General features: G+C 45.7%; 14 protein-coding genes and 1 tRNA gene. 7 read left to right on the forward strand and 8 right to left on the reverse strand.

The window, feature by feature from the left end; all coding sequences use genetic code 11:
- From VMW01_04105 to VMW01_04120, 4 genes are all read left to right on the forward strand, one after another.
- A partial coding sequence (locus VMW01_04105; protein ID HUW05423.1) for an MBL fold metallo-hydrolase occupies nucleotides 1–274 on the forward strand: 274 nt, incomplete at its 5' end.
- 125 nt (nucleotides 275–399) lie between these two features.
- The gene (gcvP, locus tag VMW01_04110) at nucleotides 400–3,267 is read left to right on the forward strand and encodes an aminomethyl-transferring glycine dehydrogenase (GenBank protein HUW05424.1); all 2,868 of its coding nucleotides are present in this window, start codon (nucleotides 400–402) and stop codon (nucleotides 3,265–3,267) included.
- 242 nt (nucleotides 3,268–3,509) lie between these two features.
- Nucleotides 3,510–4,775: an arginine deiminase family protein gene (locus VMW01_04115; GenBank protein HUW05425.1), complete on the forward strand. Its 1,266-nt coding sequence runs from the start codon at nucleotides 3,510–3,512 to the stop codon at nucleotides 4,773–4,775.
- Between the two features lie 243 nt (nucleotides 4,776–5,018).
- The gene (locus VMW01_04120; GenBank protein HUW05426.1) at nucleotides 5,019–5,210 is read left to right on the forward strand and encodes a DUF2892 domain-containing protein; all 192 of its coding nucleotides are present in this window, start codon (nucleotides 5,019–5,021) and stop codon (nucleotides 5,208–5,210) included.
- A 69-nt stretch (nucleotides 5,211–5,279) separates the two neighbouring features.
- Here VMW01_04120 and sucC read toward each other — a convergent pair whose 3' ends face one another.
- The gene (sucC, locus tag VMW01_04125; GenBank protein ID HUW05427.1) at nucleotides 5,280–6,464 is read right to left on the reverse strand and encodes an ADP-forming succinate--CoA ligase subunit beta; all 1,185 of its coding nucleotides are present in this window, start codon (nucleotides 6,462–6,464) and stop codon (nucleotides 5,280–5,282) included.
- Between the two features lie 126 nt (nucleotides 6,465–6,590).
- Between sucC and VMW01_04130 the strand changes: the two genes are divergently transcribed.
- The gene (locus VMW01_04130; protein ID HUW05428.1) at nucleotides 6,591–7,079 is read left to right on the forward strand and encodes an RNA methyltransferase; all 489 of its coding nucleotides are present in this window, start codon (nucleotides 6,591–6,593) and stop codon (nucleotides 7,077–7,079) included.
- A gap of 71 nt (nucleotides 7,080–7,150) precedes the next feature.
- Here VMW01_04130 and VMW01_04135 read toward each other — a convergent pair whose 3' ends face one another.
- The 7 genes from VMW01_04135 to VMW01_04165 form a co-directional block, all read right to left on the reverse strand.
- Nucleotides 7,151–8,866, reverse strand: a complete 1,716-nt coding sequence (locus VMW01_04135) for a tetratricopeptide repeat protein (protein HUW05429.1) — start codon at nucleotides 8,864–8,866, stop codon at nucleotides 7,151–7,153.
- A gap of 74 nt (nucleotides 8,867–8,940) precedes the next feature.
- Entirely contained in the window at nucleotides 8,941–9,579 is a 639-nt protein-coding gene (locus VMW01_04140; protein HUW05430.1) for a deoxynucleoside kinase, read from the reverse strand.
- Nucleotides 9,580–9,638: 59 nt separating this feature from the next.
- Nucleotides 9,639–11,750, reverse strand: a complete 2,112-nt coding sequence (locus VMW01_04145) for a prolyl oligopeptidase family serine peptidase (GenBank protein ID HUW05431.1) — start codon at nucleotides 11,748–11,750, stop codon at nucleotides 9,639–9,641.
- A 131-nt stretch (nucleotides 11,751–11,881) separates the two neighbouring features.
- Complete coding sequence (gene pnp, locus VMW01_04150; protein HUW05432.1) at nucleotides 11,882–14,056, reverse strand: polyribonucleotide nucleotidyltransferase; 2,175 nt, start codon at nucleotides 14,054–14,056, stop codon at nucleotides 11,882–11,884.
- Nucleotides 14,057–14,166: 110 nt separating this feature from the next.
- Nucleotides 14,167–14,439, reverse strand: coding sequence for a 30S ribosomal protein S15 (gene rpsO, locus VMW01_04155; GenBank protein HUW05433.1), 273 nt, complete (start codon nucleotides 14,437–14,439; stop codon nucleotides 14,167–14,169).
- Nucleotides 14,440–14,549: 110 nt separating this feature from the next.
- Nucleotides 14,550–15,455: an SDR family oxidoreductase gene (locus VMW01_04160; GenBank protein HUW05434.1), complete on the reverse strand. Its 906-nt coding sequence runs from the start codon at nucleotides 15,453–15,455 to the stop codon at nucleotides 14,550–14,552.
- A 27-nt stretch (nucleotides 15,456–15,482) separates the two neighbouring features.
- On the reverse strand, nucleotides 15,483–16,760 hold the full coding sequence (locus VMW01_04165) for a DUF2851 family protein (protein ID HUW05435.1): 1,278 nt from the start codon (nucleotides 16,758–16,760) through the stop codon (nucleotides 15,483–15,485).
- Nucleotides 16,761–16,858: 98 nt separating this feature from the next.
- Here VMW01_04165 and VMW01_04170 point away from each other — a divergent pair.
- Together VMW01_04170 and VMW01_04175 are read left to right on the forward strand one after the other, a co-directional pair.
- Nucleotides 16,859–16,933 (forward strand) — tRNA-Pro (locus VMW01_04170).
- A 332-nt stretch (nucleotides 16,934–17,265) separates the two neighbouring features.
- Nucleotides 17,266–18,497 (forward strand): RHS repeat-associated core domain-containing protein (locus VMW01_04175; protein ID HUW05436.1); only part of this gene is annotated, 1,232 nt, incomplete at its 3' end.

An 18,497-nucleotide genomic window follows, 5' to 3' on the forward strand; every position in this document is an offset into this window, starting at 1 on the left:
CAGCCTTAAGGTTCTACATGTTCCCGGACATAGTGCAGGTAGCTTAGCTTTTGCATGCCAAGATCAAAAATTTGTTATCACCGGCGACGCCCTCTTTGCTGGCAGCATTGGCCGAACCGATCTCCCCGGAGGTGATTATGACCAACTTATGGATAGCATTCGTACTAAGTTACTAACGCTTGGCGACGAATTCACCGTTTTTGCTGGTCATGGCCCAAAAACAAGCATTGGAAATGAAGCACTGACTAATCCTTTTCTGCTTGGACAAATCTAATCGACCGTAATGATACTCAAAAACATGGTTTTTTATGACTTGCGTCGTAGGGTATCTCTTTTCTTCTTATTATTTTTGCCACACCATTCTAAACGTAATTATTTAACAATCAACAAACTAAGCCAATGGCTACTGATAAATTTGTTAACCGCCACAATGGACCTCGTGAAAGCGAACTCGGTCATATGCTTAAGCAAATTGGAGTTTCTTCTGTAGAAGAGCTCATTGACCAGGCTGTCCCAAAGTCTATTCGTTTACCCAAACCGCTTGACCTGCCTGAAGGACTTTCGGAATATGAATTTTTAAATCTAATCAAGGGAATAGCCGCCAAGAACAAAGCGTATCGCTCCTTTATTGGGATGGGATACTACAGCACCTCGACCCCTGCCGTTATTCTCCGCAACATTTTTGAAAACCCCAGCTGGTATACTTCATACACTCCTTACCAAGCAGAGATTTCGCAGGGAAGGCTTGAAGCGCTAATTAACTTCCAGACAATGGTAATGGACCTCACGGGCATGGAAATTTCGAACTGCTCGCTGCTGGACGAAGCCACCGCCGCTGCAGAAGCTATGCTTATGATGTTTGGCTTACGCTCGAGGGCCGCCGTTAAGGAAGGTAAAAATATTCTATTTGTCGACGAGAACATTTTCCCTCAAACACTCGACGTAATTCAAACACGCTCAAATCCAGCTGGCATTATTGTTCAGGTTGGAAAATATCAAGAAGTGGAGTTTGGCGATAAGGTTTTCGGTGCCATTGTGCAATATCCCGCCGCAAATGGTGAAATCCTTGACTACACAGGATTTGCAGCTAAGGCTCACGAGAAAGATGTGCTGGTTACCGCTGTTGCCGATATTCTCAGCTTGGCGTTGATCACAGCTCCTGGTGAGTGGGGTGCCGACATTGCGGTTGGTTCAACCCAACGCTTTGGTGTACCTATGGGATTCGGTGGTCCCCATGCAGCTTATCTGGCCACTAAAGATGCATATAAGCGACAAATGCCAGGCCGCATTATTGGCGTTTCGGTGGACAAGAATGGCAACAAGGCACTCCGCATGGCATTGCAAACTCGTGAACAGCACATCAAGCGTGAAAGAGCGACATCTAACATTTGTACCGCCCAAGCACTGCTTGCCTCCATGGCCGGAATGTATGCCGTTTACCATGGTCCAGAAGGCATTAAGATGATTGCAAGACATGCTCATAGCCATGCAGTTGCCGTTGCCAATTCACTTGAAAAGTTGGGTTATAGGCTCACCACGCGCAACTTCTTTGATACCCTAGAGGTAATACTTCCCGCCGAAATAAAGGCAGCAGACATTCAAAAGATTGCCCTCCAGCATGAGGTAAACTTCTTCTACAAAGCAGAGGACAAAGTATGGATGAGCTTTGACGAGGTTACCACGCTTGCTGAGGTAAATATGATAGGTGAAATTTTTGCGGAAGCAATAGGTAAGAAATACGAAAACACGCTCAAAGTCGTTGAGAAAACAGGGTTCGATGGCAAGTTTGCAAGAACCTCAACCTACCTTAGCGAAACGGTTTTTAATAAATACCACTCCGAGACCGAAATGATGCGCTACATCAAGAAGCTAGAGCGCAAAGATATTTCACTCACCCACAGCATGATTTCACTGGGGTCCTGCACCATGAAGTTAAATGCAGCGGCAGAAATGCTTCCGCTTAGCTGGCCGGAGTTTGGGAATGTTCACCCGTTTGTTCCCACTAACCAAGTTGAAGGCTACATGGAGCTGATCCATAAGTTGGAAGAAGACTTGGCCATCATAACTGGCTTCCATGCCGTATCGCTCATGCCAAACTCAGGTGCAGCAGGAGAATACACCGGTTTAATGGTAATCCGTCAGTATCATATCAGCCGTAACGAGGGCCACAGAAATGTTGCACTTATTCCCTCTTCAGCCCACGGAACTAACCCGGCTAGTGCAGCCATGGCTGGAATGGACGTAGTGGTTGTAGCCTGCGACAACAAAGGAAATATCGACATCGACGATCTAAGGAAAAAGGCCGAAGAGCATAAGAATAACCTCTCCTGTTTTATGGTTACCTACCCATCGACTCACGGAGTGTTTGAGAGCCGCATTCGGGAAATGATGGACATTATTCATCAAAATGGCGGGTTGGTATACATGGATGGAGCCAATATGAATGCACAGGTTGGCATCACCAATCCTGGATTTATTGGTGCCGATGTTTGCCATCTAAACCTTCATAAAACCTTTGCCATTCCTCATGGAGGTGGTGGTCCTGGTGTAGGACCAATTGCAGTTGCTAAGCATTTGGCCGAATTTCTTCCAACCCATAGCGTAGTTCCTACTGGAGGCACGCAGCCAATTAAGGCAGTAAGCGCTGCCCCTTACGGAAGTGCCAGCGTATTGCCCATCACCTTTGGTTACATCAAGATGCTTGGAGAATCTGGCCTCCGCCATGTAACTGAAATGGCCATAGTAAACGCTAACTATCTTGCTGCACGCATCAAGGGTCATTACACCATACTCTATACTGGTGAAACCGGCCGTGTTGGACACGAAATGATTATTGACTGCCAAAACTTCAAGAAAGATTACGACATTGACGCCACCGACATTGCCAAGCGTCTAATGGATTACGGTTTCCACGCTCCCACCCTTTCATTTCCAGTACATGAAACCTTAATGGTTGAACCCACCGAAAGTGAATCACTTCAAGAGTTGGAGCGATTTATTGAAACGATGATTGCCATAAAGGCTGAACTTGAAGAGATAAAGTCGGGGAAGGCAGACAAAGACGATAATGCGTTAAAAAATGCGCCCCATACGGCAGCGGAGGTTACCGCCGATGAGTGGAAGCACAGCTATAGCCGAACCAAAGCAGCGTATCCGCTTGCTTGGATTGCTGAAAACAAGTTCTGGCCTGCAGTTGCTCGTGTGGATAATGGTTATGGTGATAGAAACTTGGTTTGCACCTGTGCACCAATGGATAGCTACCTGTAGAGATTTTGTCACATAGTATTGAGAAAGGGAAGGCTAAGACCTTCTCTTTCTTTTTTTATATACCTTTCCACATGCTCAATGCTACAATGAAGCACTTAGGTTGGTCCTAATTTCAATAACGATAATTGGGATATACAATTTGTAATTATGGTGCTATTAAACAGCGTTGTCATCTCACAATTATGTTTTGTAAATCAAGGCTTTGTTATAATTTTGCCAACCGGAACATAAACTAACTAACTATGGACAGCAGGGTCGAAATTAACGTATGCTCGGAGGTGGGCGAGCTGGAAGGGGTTATTCTCCATACTCCTGGGGCAGAGTTAGAAAATATGACACCCAAAAATGCCCAGCGTGCACTCTACAGCGATATTCTTAATCTAGCCGTGGCAAGGAAAGAGTATGCACAGCTCAGCGGGGTACTTTCAAAAGTTACCAATACTTACCAAGTTGCCGACCTACTCACCCAAGTAGTGAGCAAGGAGAAAGCAAAGGAACTACTGATTGACCAAATTTGTAATCTTGAAAACACCTATAGTATTAAAGATGACCTTTTGGATCTAGAACCAAAAGAACTTTCCCGTCAATTAATTGAAGGCGTTACACTTAAAAGAAATAGCCTAACAAGTTTTCTGAGCAAGGAGCGATTCTCGTCAAGCCCTCTCTACAACTTTTACTTTACACGTGACGCTTCTATCTCCATCCAGAATGAAGTGCTTATTTCGAAAATGGCCAGCCATGTACGACAGCGTGAGGCGCTAATAATGGAGGCAATTTTCAACCTTTCAGGGACATTTAAAACTGCAACCATTAACCCGCTTAAGTTTTCCGAAAATGCAAACATTACCATTGAAGGCGGGGATGTTCTTATTGCCCGTGAAGACATCTTACTAATAGGGAGTGGTGTTAGAACAACAACTCAGGGGATCGATTTCATTCTCAACCAGATGCTTGCTCAGGGTGACAACAAAAAGCGCCACATTCTAGTGCAGGAGCTTCCCGATTCTCCAGAGTCGTTCATCCACCTCGACATGGTGTTCACCTTTCTCGATGTAGACAAGTGCATGGTATTTGAGCCAGTTATTCTGCAACCCAACAAATACCAAACCGTTCAAATTACCATCGAAAATGGGAAGGTTCAGAATATCAAGAATGTTGAAAACTTGCTGGTTGCACTCAAGGACCTGGGCATGGACCTAAAACCCATATACTGTGGTGGAAGAAAAGATCCGTGGACGCAGGAGCGTGAGCAATGGCATAGCGGCGCGAACTTTTTTGCCCTTGGCCCCGGAAAAGTTATTGGATATGCGCGCAATATCTACACCATGGAGGAGATGAGCAATAATGGATTTGAAATTATCCGTGCCAAAGATGTTATGAACGACCGGGTCAATCTAAAAGACTATAAAAACTTTGTGGTTACTATCGACGGCTCCGAACTCCCTCGTGGAGGTGGTGGGGCTAGATGTATGACCATGCCCGTAAAACGCAAAAAGATAGCTTGGTAGGGGAAACCCATCTGATATAGGGCCGGTGAAAACATCGGCCTTTTTTTATGTGCCACTATAAGAGTTAAAACGATTTACCTTATTGTTAAAACACAGCAACATATTATTTTACAGCCAAATACGATAGTTTATGAACTTTACAAAAAAACTTCTGTTTATGGATATAAAGATAAGGTTGAGCAACCTTAATATAGTTAGCAATTTCTTAAAAGTAAATATTCACCAAATTAAAACTCTCTAACCATGAAGAAAAATGTTGGAAGTGCAGACAAAATTATCCGTATTGTAATCGGAGTAGCCATTGCCGCTGCTGGAATTTACTATCAAAGCTGGTGGGGCTTACTTGCCATTATACCATTGGCAACTGCTATTATGGGTAGTTGTGGCCTATATAGCCTCGTTGGAATATCCACCTGCAAGACGAAAAAAGCCTAATATTATTATCTACAAGCAAAAGGTCCACCATGCGGTGGACCTTTTTTATATTAAGCATGTAGCAATTTGTTACACCACAGATTTAACCAAATCGGCTGCCTCCTTAAGCGTAATGGCCGAATGTACCTTTAAGCCTGAGCCATCAATAAGAGCTTTGCCCTCTTCGGCGTTGGTTCCCTGAAGCCTAACAATTACAGGAATAGAAATATTGCCAATAGCCTTGTAGGCATCCACTACGCCCTGTGCAACTCGGTCGCACCGCACAATTCCACCAAAAATATTTATAAGTATTGCCTTTACGTTAGGTTCCTTTAAAATAATGCGAAAACCAGCCTCAACAGTTCTTGCATTGGCTCCGCCCCCTACGTCAAGAAAGTTGGCGGGATTACCGCCGGCCAACTTAATAATATCCATCGTAGCCATTGCCAAACCAGCTCCGTTTACCATACATCCCACATTGCCATCGAGTTTTACAAAGTTGAGATTAAATTCACTTGCCTCAACTTCCGATGGGTCCTCCTCATCCTTATCGCGCAGCGACTCAAAATCGGGATGACGGAAAAGGGCATTGTCATCCAGGTTTATTTTAGCATCGGCAGCAATGATGAGATCGTCCGAAGTCTTAACTACGGGATTTATTTCTAGTAGGGAGGCATCGATACCGGCATAGGCCTTAACCAGCGTCTCCACAAACTTCACCATATTGCTGAAGGCCTTTCCACCGAGTCCGAGATTAAAGGCAATTTTTCTTGCCTGAAATGGCTGAAGGCCCATGGGATGAATCTCCTCCTTGTAGATTAGTTCAGGAGTAGAGGCTGCAACCGACTCTATATCCATACCACCCTCTGGGGAGTATACAAAAACAGTTCTTCCTGTTTTTCGATCGAGCAGAAGGCTCATGTAATACTCCTTTACAGGTGACTCCCCTGGATAGTATATTCCTTGCTCAACCAGTAAGCGCCTAACCAACTTTCCAACAGGTCCAGTTTGATGGGTAACAAGGGTCATTCCTAGTATTGCTGAGGCATACTGCTCAACCTCTTGCAGTGAAGATGCGATTTTTACACCGCCACCTTTCCCACGACCGCCTGCGTGAATTTGAGCCTTTACAGCCCACTTGTCGGTATGTGTCGACGACTGAATTTCCTCTGCGGCCTTTACCGCATCGATAGGATTGATGGCCAATCGACCTTCAGGTACTGGAACTCCGTAACGTTTCAGCAAATCCTTAGCTTGGTACTCGTGAATGTTCATGGTAAGTGAATTTCTAGTTCATTATTCGCTTCTAAATGTAGAAAAATTATGGGAGTACGCTAACTTTGCCACCCTATTGATTTTGAAATGCGCAAACTTACTGTACAGGAGTTAAACAGACCAAGTGTGGAAGAGTTCAAGACCACGCCGAAGATTGGTATTACTATTGTTCTTGATAATATCCGTAGCCTAAACAACATTGGGTCTGTATTTCGCACCGCCGATGCGTTTATGGTTGAAAAGGTAATTCTTTGCGGCATTTCCACCCCTCCACCCCATCCTGAAATTCACAAAACTGCTCTTGGGGCCGAGCTATCGGTGCGTTGGGAATATTACAATTCCGCATTGGAAGCGGTTGAGAAGCTGAAGGTTGAAGGTTGGAGTATTATTGGGGTTGAACAAGTTGAAAACAGCACCATGCTCAACCAATTTACCGCGGAACGTAATAAAAAATACGCTTTGGTTCTGGGCAACGAGGTTAAGGGAGTTCAGCAGGCGGTTATCGATCGATGCGATAGCTGTGTTGAAATTCCTCAAGAAGGAACCAAGCATTCGCTAAACATTGCAGTAAGCGCTGGAATAGTAATGTGGCATTTTTATCGACAGCTTATATAATATTGACCAAGAAATTAAACAAAAAAAAGGGAACCCGAAAGTTCCCTTTTTTTATATTTCAGTTTTAGCGTTTATTGAAGTAAGGTTTTGAAAACCTCATTCTGCATAAAACTCTTGAATTCCATATCCTTTGCGGCATAGGCCTTCAAGGAAGCATCCTTACCAACGGCAGTTCTCATGTTGTTGAGCACGTCGGTTTCGTTGCCTTGACGGGCAGCAATAACAGCCTTTAGATAGAAAGCCTTACCTGACTCGAGCTTGTCAAGAATTCTCTTGCTGTCGTCAGCTTTATTAACTAGGTAAAGTGCGAGACCTTGGTTGAAGGAATCTGAACCACCAAAATAATCGGTTGCTGGCTCATATTTGCCCTTCATGATGCTAATGATACCAAGATTGTAACGAACTTCCTTACCTGCATCTGCAGCCTCAACGAACATCTTCTCAGCAGCATCAACATCTCCAGATTTAAGAAGAACAGCACCCATGTTGTTTTTTACAACAGCGTTGTCCTTATTAATAGCGAGACCTTTTTCGAATTGTGCCTTTGCCTCATCCATGTTGCCATCGTTGAAAGCCATTACGCCAAGGTTGTTGAAAGCGCGAATATCGGTAGGATATTTTGCTTCAGCCATTTTGTAAAGGGCAGTTTGCTGAGCCTTGTCGGTAACAATACCAGCAGTGTACATCAGCTGCTCGAGGCTAAGTGAATCAATCGTGTTTGCAGCAGCCAAAGCCTTGAGTTGGTCATCGTTAAGGTTCATCTTCTCAACAGAAGCGGTGAACTTAGCACGACGCAGCTGAGGAAGAATTTGCTCAGCAATAATGGTATAAGCCTTTGAAATGTTCTTGATTTCTTTTTCGCGAACAGCAGGATCGGAATACATAGAAAGAACACGAAGAACAAGGTCCTTGTCCTGAATGTTAGACTGTTCCATCAATGCCTTAAAACCGTCCCAATCTTCAGCTGTGGTAGTTACCTTATAAAGGCTATCTAATCCACCAACTTTAGCTTTCTTGAAGTATTTTTCAAAATATTTCTCAGAATTGGATCCACGACCTTTCGAAAGTTTTTCGTTTAAAGTCATAGGACCATCTGGAGAAGCATAGGCAGAAATACCAACTTCTTTTAGCTTCATGGTGCTATCCTTCTTAGCTTGAGCGATAAAATCCTCCATAGCCTTGATGTCCTCAGCCTTAACCTCTTTGTCGCGAACAACATCACGGTTAATTAAGAAAAGGATTTGAGCCATTTTAGAATCGCTTATGCTCTTAACATAGCTATTCTGTGCCATAGCGATAACCTTGGGGTCAACGTCTACCAACTTGTAGGTAGCAATAACGCCATCGGCAATCTTGTTGTCACCCCAGGTAATGTTCTTGTCACCAACGATGAGTTTCTTTCTCATTTCCAGAGTTGAGCTACGCATGGCATCCTTGAAAGGAATCTTCACAGTTTGGGTATAGCTACCACCAGCTTCGTAACGGATAACGGTATTGTTTCCCTTTACAGATTCCCCTTGCAGAAGCTTTGGATCGCAAACAAATTCGCCACCATCATACTTCAAAACCGGAGTAAACTCAACGGTTGCTTTTTTGTGAAAATACTTCGCTGGAAAAGTTACGGTGATTGTAGCCTCAACAGTGTCAGCTTTGGCAACCAGCATTTCTGGGTTTACCTTCATCGACATTTGGGCTTCAAGCTCCTTCATTTTTTCTGGATTGGAGCAGCTGCTAAAGGCAATTGCGCCAAGGCCAACCACAACTAAGTTTAACCAGATTTTTTTCATAATTTATCTTTTTGATTGGTTTGTGCGTTAAAACTTTACAACACGATGCTAGACAACAAATGTAAAAAAAAAAATTATAAGATTACCCTATTTATCCCGAGAGGATAAGTTTTATCGAGAATATAATGTCGTAAGAGGTCAAAATGTTCATTTTTCCCTACAAAATCAATATTGCTTGTTTCAATTATAAGAAACTTATACTCCGGATGTTGCTTAAAAAAGCTAAAATATCCATCTTGGATTTTCTCCAAATAGTCTCCTTGAATTGTTTTTTCAAAATCGCGTCCCCGCTTTGCAATATTTTTAAGGAGTTTATCGACAGGCAAATGCAAATAAACGTATAGATCGGGTTTGGGAAGGGTTTTATAAATGATTTCAAATATTTGTGAGAACAGCATAAACTCATCCTCTGCCAAGTTTGCTTTGGCAAAAATTACACACTTCAAAAAAAAATAGTCGGAGATTGTCATAGAGTGAAACAGATCCTGATGACGTAACTCCTTGTTTAGTTGACTATACCGCTCGGCTAGGAAAGAAAGCTCCAATGGGAATGAGTAGCGCTCCGGATCGTTATAGAATTTAGGTAGAAAGGGATTGTCGGCGAACTGCTCTACAAATAGCCTTGCACCGGTTTTTAGTGCTAGCATGTTTGCCAGTGTTGTCTTACCTGCTCCTATATTGCCCTCAATAACAAGGTAGTTTAAATTACTCATAATAAAAAAAGGGGTTGGAAATACCAACCCCTAAAGTAATGAAAATGCTTTCAAAAATGCTACTCCTTGGGCACAACATCCATGTTGTAAAAAATGAAAGAGTAGATATCTGCTATTTCGTCAATGGCAATTGAGGTTGGTTTTCCCATGCCATGGCCAGCCCGTGTTTGAATCCTAATTAACATGGGGTTGCGTTTCCGGGCCTGCTTCTCCTGCAGGGTAGCAATATATTTAAAGGAGTGGGCTGGAACTACACGATCGTCGTGGTCGGCAGTAATAACCAATGTGGCAGGATAGGTAACATTGCTCCGAATGTTGTGCAGCGGAGAATAACGATAGAGGTTTTCGAACTGCAGCGAATCATCGCTTGAGCCATAATCGCTTACCCATGACCAACCAATGGTAAACTTCTGAAAACGTAGCATATCCATTACTCCTACTTCAGGTATGGCCACCTGAAAGAGATCTGGGCGCTGGTTAACAACTGCACCAATTAGCAATCCCCCATTGCTACCACCTTCAATGGCAAGTTTCTTGGGGTTTGTATATTTTTTATCGACAAGGTATTCTGCCGCAGCAATAAAATCATCGAAAACATTTTGCTTGTTGAGCTTGGTACCAGCCTTATGCCAGTTCTCCCCATACTCTCCACCACCACGGATATTGGCAACAGCATAAACACCACCATTCTCAAGCCAAAGAAGTCGACTAGCAGAGAAATAAGGCATGAGGCTGATGTTGAAACCACCGTAGCCGTATAATAAAGTTGGGTTCGTTCCATCGAGCACGATATTCTTCTTGTGCACAATAAACATTGGCACCTTGGTACCATCCTTGCTGATAAAGAACGCCTGTTCCACATCGTATTGGGACAAATCGGCATCAACCTTTGGCTTGAAAAACTCGGTACTCCTGCCGGTCTCAAGATTGTACTTAAAAATGGTTGAAGGGTAAGCAAAAGAGGTAAAAGAGTAAAACCCTACAGTATCATTTCTTTCTGTCGATAGAGCAGAAGCGGTACCCAGCGTTGGCAACTTTATGGTGCTTAACAAATCACCCTTCGTGTTGTATATCTCCAAGTCGCTGTGGGCGTCCTGAATGTAATTGCAAATTATTTTATTGTCGGAGAGGGAGGCATTCTGAAGCACATCGCTCTTCTCAGGAATAATTTCACGCCAATTCCCAACGTCTACGGCCTTTACATTTATGCTAACCAATCGGTACTTAGGTGCCTTGTAGTTAGTCAACACATAAAGGTTATCGTCAATATGGTCGATTACCTTGTAGTCGAACTCAAAACCAATAGTGAGCTGAACAAAATCCTCATTCCGTTGAAGATTTTTGATAAGAATGTTGTTTCCACTGGTAGATTCGGTAACGTACAGTATAAGGTATTTATCGTCATCGGTAACCTGGGTAGTAAAGTTCCGCAGTGGATAGTCGTTGTCGTGATAAATAACCTTGTCGGTAACTTGCTTAGTACCAACCTCATGATAGTATACCTTCTGGTTTTCATTGATGTTTGTAAGCTCAGTTCCCGACTGAGGAACATCGTATCCGCTATAGAAGAATCCATTACGATACCAGGAGATGGTAGAAAACTTTACCCACTTAATAGTGTCATTTAGCACTGCCCCAGTGGCGATATTTTTAATATAAATGGTTTGCCAGTCTGAACCCCCATCGGAAGTGGCATAGGCCAAATATTTTCCATCTTTTGAAACTTCATAATCCGACACTGCAACAGTGCCATCGCTGGAGAGCTTATTTGGATCGAGCAGAACTACTGGAGTGCCTGCTACACCGTTCTGCATATATAGAATACTCTGGTTTTCTAAACCGCTATTCTTTTGATAAAAAAGTTTACTCCCCCGTTGAATAGGAACGCCCATTTTTTCATAGTTCCAAACCTTGGTAAGTCGCTGCTTTAGCTTTTCCCTGAATGGAATTTTGCTTAAATAATCGTTGGTTACGGCATTCTCCGCCTTAACCCACTCCTCAACTTCAGGTGAGCGATCATTCTCAAGCCAGCGGTAAGGATCGGCAACCTTAACACCAAAGTAGGTGTCCACTTGATCTACTTTCTTGGTTTTGGGATACTTCACATGGTTGAAGTTACAGGAAGTTAGAACCAGCACTAGTGCCGCTATTATTAGCGAGACTCTTTTCATATGCAGACGGTTTGTTTTTAACTTACACAAAAATACAAATATGTTTCATTTATTCACTAGTCTATATTTTAAAAATGAAACCATAAAAAAAGAGGAGACATTAGCCTCCTCTTGCAACTCCTATCTACGGGTTACCTATTCTCTCTATTTTCTGGTTTGCGTCCTGAATCATTTCCACCGGCGGCATCTTGCGGTTTAGGGAGAAGAGCCTTTCTGGACAGTCTCATTTTGCCAGTTTTCTTATCTACCTCAATAAGCTTGACCTCAACCTCCTGACCTTCCTTAAGCACGTCCTCAACGGCGTTAACTTTTTTCCAGTCAATTTCGGAAATGTGCAGTAAACCATCTTTTCCAGGCATAATTTCAATGAAGGCACCAAACGCCAAGATCGATTTTACCTTGCCCTTATATATCTCCCCAACTTCGGGAACAGCAACAATGCCCTTAATCCAGCGCATTGCACTTGTAATAGCCTCCTTGTTTATGCCAAACACGTCCACAATACCTCTTCCATCAACTTCCTCAATGGTAATGGTGGTGCTGGTTTCCTTCTGAATTTCCTGTATTACCTTTCCTCCAGGGCCAATCAGCGGTCCAATCATCTCCTTAGGAATGGAAATTTGCTCAATTCTTGGAACATGTGGCTTGTAATCCTCCCGTGGCTTGTCCATGGTTTCTAGAATTTTTCCCAGAATGTGCATGCGACCCTCTTTGGCTTGAGCAAGTGCCTTTGCCAAAACTTCATAGGAAAGACCATCTACCTTTATATCCATTTGGGTGGCGGTAATACCATCGGCAGTGCCCGTAACCTTAAAGTCCATGTCACCGAGGTGGTCCTCATCGCCCAAGATATCGGAAAGAACGGCCCAACGACCAGTCTTAGAATCAGAAATAAGGCCCATGGCAATTCCTGATACTGGCTTCTTAAGCTTTACTCCTGCATCCATCAAGGCAAGCGTTCCGGCACATACTGTGGCCATGGACGACGAACCATTCGATTCAAGAATATCGGATACTACCCTAATGGCGTAAGGATTCTCCGCCCCCTGAGGGATCATATTTTTTAGTGCTCTGTGTGCCAAATTTCCGTGACCAATTTCACGACGGCTAATGCCACGTGAGGCCCTAGCATCTCCAGTTGAGAATGCTGGAAAGTTGTAATGCAGCACAAACTTTTCTGTTCCTTTGTTTAGAACCTCGTCAATAACCTTCTCGTCAAGCTTGGTACCAAGGGTTACGGTGGTTAGCGATTGGGTTTCACCACGTGTGAAAAGTGCGGAACCGTGCGCTGCAGGCAGGTAATCAACCTCGCTCCAAATGGGGCGAATTTGGTCAGTCTTACGACCATCGAGCCTTATCCCCTCATCGAGAATCATATTGCGCATGGCATCCTTCTCCACCTGATGGAAATAGCGGTCAACGAGATTTTTTTTCTCCTCGCGCTGCTCCTCCGGTATGGTGAGGACAAACTCTTCCTTAACGGCATCAAAAGCATCGGTACGCTCATGCTTACCGCTACCGCTCTTGGCAATGGCATAGCACTTAGCATAGCAGAAGCTATGAATAGTTTTTTCCAGCTCCTCATCCTTGCTCTCGTGGCAGTATGTTCGCTTAACTGTCTTACCCAGCTGCTCTGCAAGCTCCATTTGAACCTTGCACTGTCTCTTTATCTCCTCGTGAGCCAACTTAATAGCTTCGAGCATGTCGGCCTCAGAAACCTCCTTCAACTCACCCTCAACCATGAGGATGTTGTCGTAGGTTGCAGCAACCATCATATCGATATCGGACTCCCGAATCTGAGTAAATGTGGGATTTAGAATAAACTTACCGTTAACGCGGCCAACACGAACTTCAGAAATTGGTCCGTGGAATGGAATGTCGGAAACGGCAAGCGCAGCCGAAGCGGCCAACCCGGCCAGTGGCTCAGGCATAATATCTTTGTCAGCAGAAATCAAGTTAACAGTAACAAACACTTCTGCATGAAAATCGTCAGGAAAAAGAGGACGTAGAGCCCTGTCGATCAAGCGAGCAATCAATATCTCGTAGTCCGAAGGCTTGGATTCCCTTTTCATAAAACCGCCAGGAAAACGCCCGGTAGCAGCATACTTTTCTTTGTATTCAACGGAAAGTGGCATGAAATCCACATTTTCCTTTGCATCCTTTGCAGCAGTAACTGCAGCCAAGAGCATGGTATTGCCCATTTTTACAACAACCGAACCGTCGGCCTGCTTAGCCAGCTTACCTGTTTCGATTTCGATGGTTCTGCCATCGCCTAAGTCAATTATTTTCTTTACGGCGTTGTACATAATTCTATCTAGTAGTGTGTAAATTAGCGTTCACTATAAAACAATATTTCCATGCTTTCGCATGGAAATTCGCAAAAAAAGGCAATTGCATGAATTGCCTTTTTTATTTCTTATTTACGCAGATTTAAAGCCTTAACAATCGCGCGATATCTCTCGATCTCGGTATCCTTTAGATAATCCAAAAGTCTGCGGCGCTTTCCAACCAACTTCAACAACGAACGTTGAGTTGCATAATCCTTACGATGCACCTTTAAATGCTCGGTAAGATGATTAATTCTGGTTGTAAAAAGAGCGACTTGGCTTTCAGAGGAACCGGTATCGGTAGAAGACGTACCGAAAGTCTTAAAAATGTCTTGCTTCTGTTCAGCAGTAAGATAATTCATAACTTTTCAACTATTAAATTTCCCGCTTAAAGTTGGGCAAAGGTAGCAGATTTTTTTCATTAATAACCAAATGTTCCAAAATAAATACTTCATTTTAGCCCATCAAACAGCTAAAACTCCTTAGCCATCTGCCTTTTAACAAACAGCAAGCCTTCGTTAGTATCCATTGGCTTAAACCCAAAAACTTGCCTTGCTTTGGCAATCGAAAATCCAGTATTTAGCGGTCGTGCTGCCTTCTCCTCTAGCTCAGCTGTGCTCACAGGAATGAGCAGGCCTTCATCGAGCCCAAAAATGGTTGCAACTCTTCGCCCAAACTCATAGTTGGTAAGCCCCTCCTCACCCGATATGTGGAAAAGTCCTTCGATGCGGTTGGTGCCTATAACCAAAATGGCCTTGGCTAGGTCTTCAACGAGAGTTGGCGTTCGGAACTGGTCGTTGGGAACGCGGTACTCCTTCTTATTCTCCAGTGCCTGCTGTACACGAAGAATAAAGTTCAACCTTGTAAGGGATGCTAAGTAGCCATATACTGACACTGTTCTCACAATGGCATACGAGCTAGCATAGGCACTCACCACCCTCTCACTCTCTAGCTTGGTGAAGCCGTAGTAGTTCACCGGATCTGGCACATCGTCCTCGGTGAGGAATGGCTTGCATCCGTTGAACACAAAATCGGTGGAAAGGTGCACCAAATGGGCATCGTAGAGGGTAGCTAGCTCGGCAGTGGTTGCTGCTCCCTGAACGTTAATTCGCAAGGCGAGGTCCTTATTCTGTTCACAGGCATCGGGGCTCGCAATGGCGGCGGTATTTATTACCACATCGGGTTGTACCTCATCAAACACCTTAGCCAGTGATGGCTTATCGGTAATGTCTGCACGGTAGAATGGCACCGGCAACGAGGATAACCGGTTGTTGCCCAGCGAGCACAAAAACAGATTATTGTCTGGAAAGCTAGCAATCTGGGCCAGCGCAACTTTTTGGCCAACAAAGCTGTTGCTGCCAACAATTAATATCTTCACAAGAGCAGGTATTGAACCGCTGCTAAGTTAACGGTTTTTAGTCAACATTGCCGTGCCTATCCGACAGTAAAGGCATTTTTTGGGTTTACAGTAGGCCTTGAATAGCTGCAGCTGGGCCTGCGATTGCAAGGCATTCAAAGCCTTTATATTGAGCTGCTCCCACATCCGGGTAATCACATTATCCTCCGGCTGTAGCTCCTCCAGCATATTCAAGCACCTCTCCTTAATTTCATCGTCCCCCAGCTTGCCCCCATAGGCATACAATACCGGAATAGCTGCATTCAGAATTATGGAGTGCAGCATACCACTGCCCAAGCCTTTTTTTTGCTTACGCGAAGTATGCTTAAATGAATAATGCTCGTTCCAGTAGGGTGAAGTGGTTAAGCGAAACGCCTCCTGCATCTCTTTCAGCTGTTGAATGCCCACCATCTTTCCTAGCATGGGAAAGCGCTGCTGCACCAAGGCCGCAAGCTGAGCAATCCGGATGGTGGGGAAATTTTGTGGTCTGGTTTTGGCGAATTTCCAGAGTGAAACATCTATTGGAACAAGGTTGTGCTTCTGCTGCAGGTATCTAAACTCCCTTACCAGAAGTTGCGCATATGTATCGTTGATATCGCACTGCTCCAAAAAGCCGGCCTGACCAAATAGCAACGCCTCCACCTGAACTAAGCTATTGGAATAGCGCCTCAGCAGCGAGTAGGAAATCTGCTTGGCAAGCATTTCGAACGGAAGTGCATTGATGGAGGAGCCAAAGCTCCTAGCAACGTAGCGGTAGAACACCTCCTCCCAGTCACCCTTGAGCGATTCGGCCAACAGGTTGATTTCGCGGATTCGAACCTGCAATCGCTCGGCAGCCAAGGTATCGAGCCACGACTGAACCGACAACATGTTCACCCTATTAATAAAAGGGGTACAGGGAATCTTGCTATCGGAATACTGCAGCTGCCAGAAACGCTCCTCCAGAAAACTGTCGGGAACAACAACTAGCGTTTCTAACTCACGGCCATCGAGCGTTATGGCTCTATAGTTATTCCTAACAACCACGTGCAAAATCACGTTGTTGTAGGCGCCATCGCGGTGGTGGCCATGCCGCTCCCAGTCTATGGCATCCACGTGAATCTCCACATTCCCGGCCCACAGCACACCTTCGAGCTTTATCTTGGCATTGAAAAAATCGGGGCCAGCATTGTGATTCTCCTCACCGGGGGAAACTATCTCGAGCAACTTACCGGAAACAGTGGTTAGTTGGGACTCCGAAAAGAGCCGAAATTTCCATATAAATTTTACAAGATCTTCGTTAGCCATGGCACCAAGAGATTTGTAAAACAGCAAATTACAAAAAAAACAAAAATGCAACCCCTCCTTTTGCTACTTTTTTTGTAAACTTGCACTCCGAAAATATTCGGGGTGTAGCGCAGTCCGGTTAGCGCGCCACGTTCGGGACGTGGAGGCCGTGGGTTCGAATCCCGCCACCCCGACACAAAAGGCCAAAAATATTAAGGTTGACAATTGGAACGCTCTTGTGGCAATGCTGCAAGAGCGTTTTCTTGTAATTAGTGACTGGTGACAGAAAAGTGACGAGTTACGGGTTACAGGAAAGAAAATTTATCCTTGGAGTGAAGGTGAACACTGATTACCGTCTGTATAACTAGATGCATAGATAACCCCACGAGCGAGCGGCGGCCTGGAGAGCGCCAGCTACGCCTACAGCATTCGGGGCTGGCTCACCGGGCAGAACGACCCGGCCAGCCCCGGCAGCAGCAGCTACGCGGAGGCGCTGCGCTACGACGTAAGGGGAAACATTGACACCATGGAGTGGTGTACCCCCACCGGGCCCACCGCTACCCTGCAGCGCTACGCCTTTACCTACGACGGGCTGAGCCGGCTCACCCGGGGCAGCTACAGCCAGCCCGCTACCGGCGGGCTGGGCGGCGCCTACGACGAGGCCCTCGCCTACGACCTGAACGGGAACATTACCGCCCTGAGCCGGTGGGCGCCCCAGAACAACGCGGCGGGGCTCGTTGACCAGCTGGCGTACACCTACACCGGGAACCAGCTCACGGCGGTGACCGACAACGCCGGGGCCCACGCCGCGCAGGGCTACGTGGACGGCTACACCGCAGCGGTGGACCGCACCTATGATGCGCTGGGGCGGATGGCGACCGACCGCGACCGGGGGGTGGCGGTGGCCTACAACGCGCTGAGCCTACCCGAAAAGGTGAGCAGCTTAGCTGACCCGAACGATAAAATTGCGTATATTTACGACGCCGCCGGGCGGAAGCTGGCGGTGCGGAGCGGCGGCAAGGCCACCATTTACGCCGGCTCGGCGGTAATCGACAGCGCCACGGCGGGTGCGCAGCTGGCCTTTCTGCTCAACGGCGAGGGGCGGCTGGTGCCGGACGGGGCGGGCGGCTACCGGGCGGAGTACTTCCTGAAGGACCACCTGGGCAACGTGCGGGCGGTGGTGGCCCGCAACGGCAGCGGGAATAAGGAGCTGGTGAGCGCCAGCAGCTACTACCCCTTCGGGCTGGAGATGGCCGCGCAGGCCTACCAGAGCGGGACCCCCAACCCCTACCGCTACAACGGCAAGGAGCTGCAGGCGTTCCTGCAGGTGGCCGGACGTTCTTTGGGATGGTATGACTACGGCGTTAGGTTCTACGAGCCGGAAATAGGGCGGTGGACAACGGTAGACCCGGTGGCCGAGTGGCACTTCAACCAGGATCCCTACAGCTACTGCCTGAACAACCCGCTCCGGTTCGTGGATAGGTACGGCATGGATACTACGATTGCTCTGCAGCCCGTATATTGTATTGCTCCTAAACCTGCCCCTAAAACTCCCAAGCCCCAATCATTACTTGCCAGGGTGGTAAATAAAATAGGTAATGCAATGGCGAATTTGACGCATGGTATTTTTGGACCGAGCGATGCGGCATTGCCTAGGCAGCTCGGCTCGATGCAGAATTATGGTGATCAAATTTTTGGGCCAAATGGCCAAGGAACACCTGATAAAGCTAAAGTTACGGGTGTTATGGGTGAATTGCC

This window comes from Williamwhitmania sp., assembly GCA_035529935.1.
GTDB lineage: Bacteria > Bacteroidota > Bacteroidia > Bacteroidales > Williamwhitmaniaceae > Williamwhitmania.

Bases quoted from the DNA above. Each gene is read 5' to 3' on its own strand.
- gcvP (HUW05424.1), top strand. From the start codon at position 400: ATGGCTACTGATAAATTTGTTAACCGCCACAATGGACCTCGTGAAAGC.
- VMW01_04115 (HUW05425.1), top strand. From the start codon at position 3,510: ATGGACAGCAGGGTCGAAATTAACGTATGCTCGGAGGTGGGCGAGCTG.
- VMW01_04120 (HUW05426.1), top strand. From the start codon at position 5,019: ATGAAGAAAAATGTTGGAAGTGCAGACAAAATTATCCGTATTGTAATC.
- sucC (HUW05427.1), bottom strand. From the start codon at position 6,464: ATGAACATTCACGAGTACCAAGCTAAGGATTTGCTGAAACGTTACGGA.
- VMW01_04135 (HUW05429.1), bottom strand. From the start codon at position 8,866: ATGAAAAAAATCTGGTTAAACTTAGTTGTGGTTGGCCTTGGCGCAATT.
- VMW01_04140 (HUW05430.1), bottom strand. From the start codon at position 9,579: ATGAGTAATTTAAACTACCTTGTTATTGAGGGCAATATAGGAGCAGGT.
- VMW01_04145 (HUW05431.1), bottom strand. From the start codon at position 11,750: ATGAAAAGAGTCTCGCTAATAATAGCGGCACTAGTGCTGGTTCTAACT.
- pnp (HUW05432.1), bottom strand. From the start codon at position 14,056: ATGTACAACGCCGTAAAGAAAATAATTGACTTAGGCGATGGCAGAACC.
- rpsO (HUW05433.1), bottom strand. From the start codon at position 14,439: ATGAATTATCTTACTGCTGAACAGAAGCAAGACATTTTTAAGACTTTC.
- VMW01_04165 (HUW05435.1), bottom strand. From the start codon at position 16,760: ATGGCTAACGAAGATCTTGTAAAATTTATATGGAAATTTCGGCTCTTT.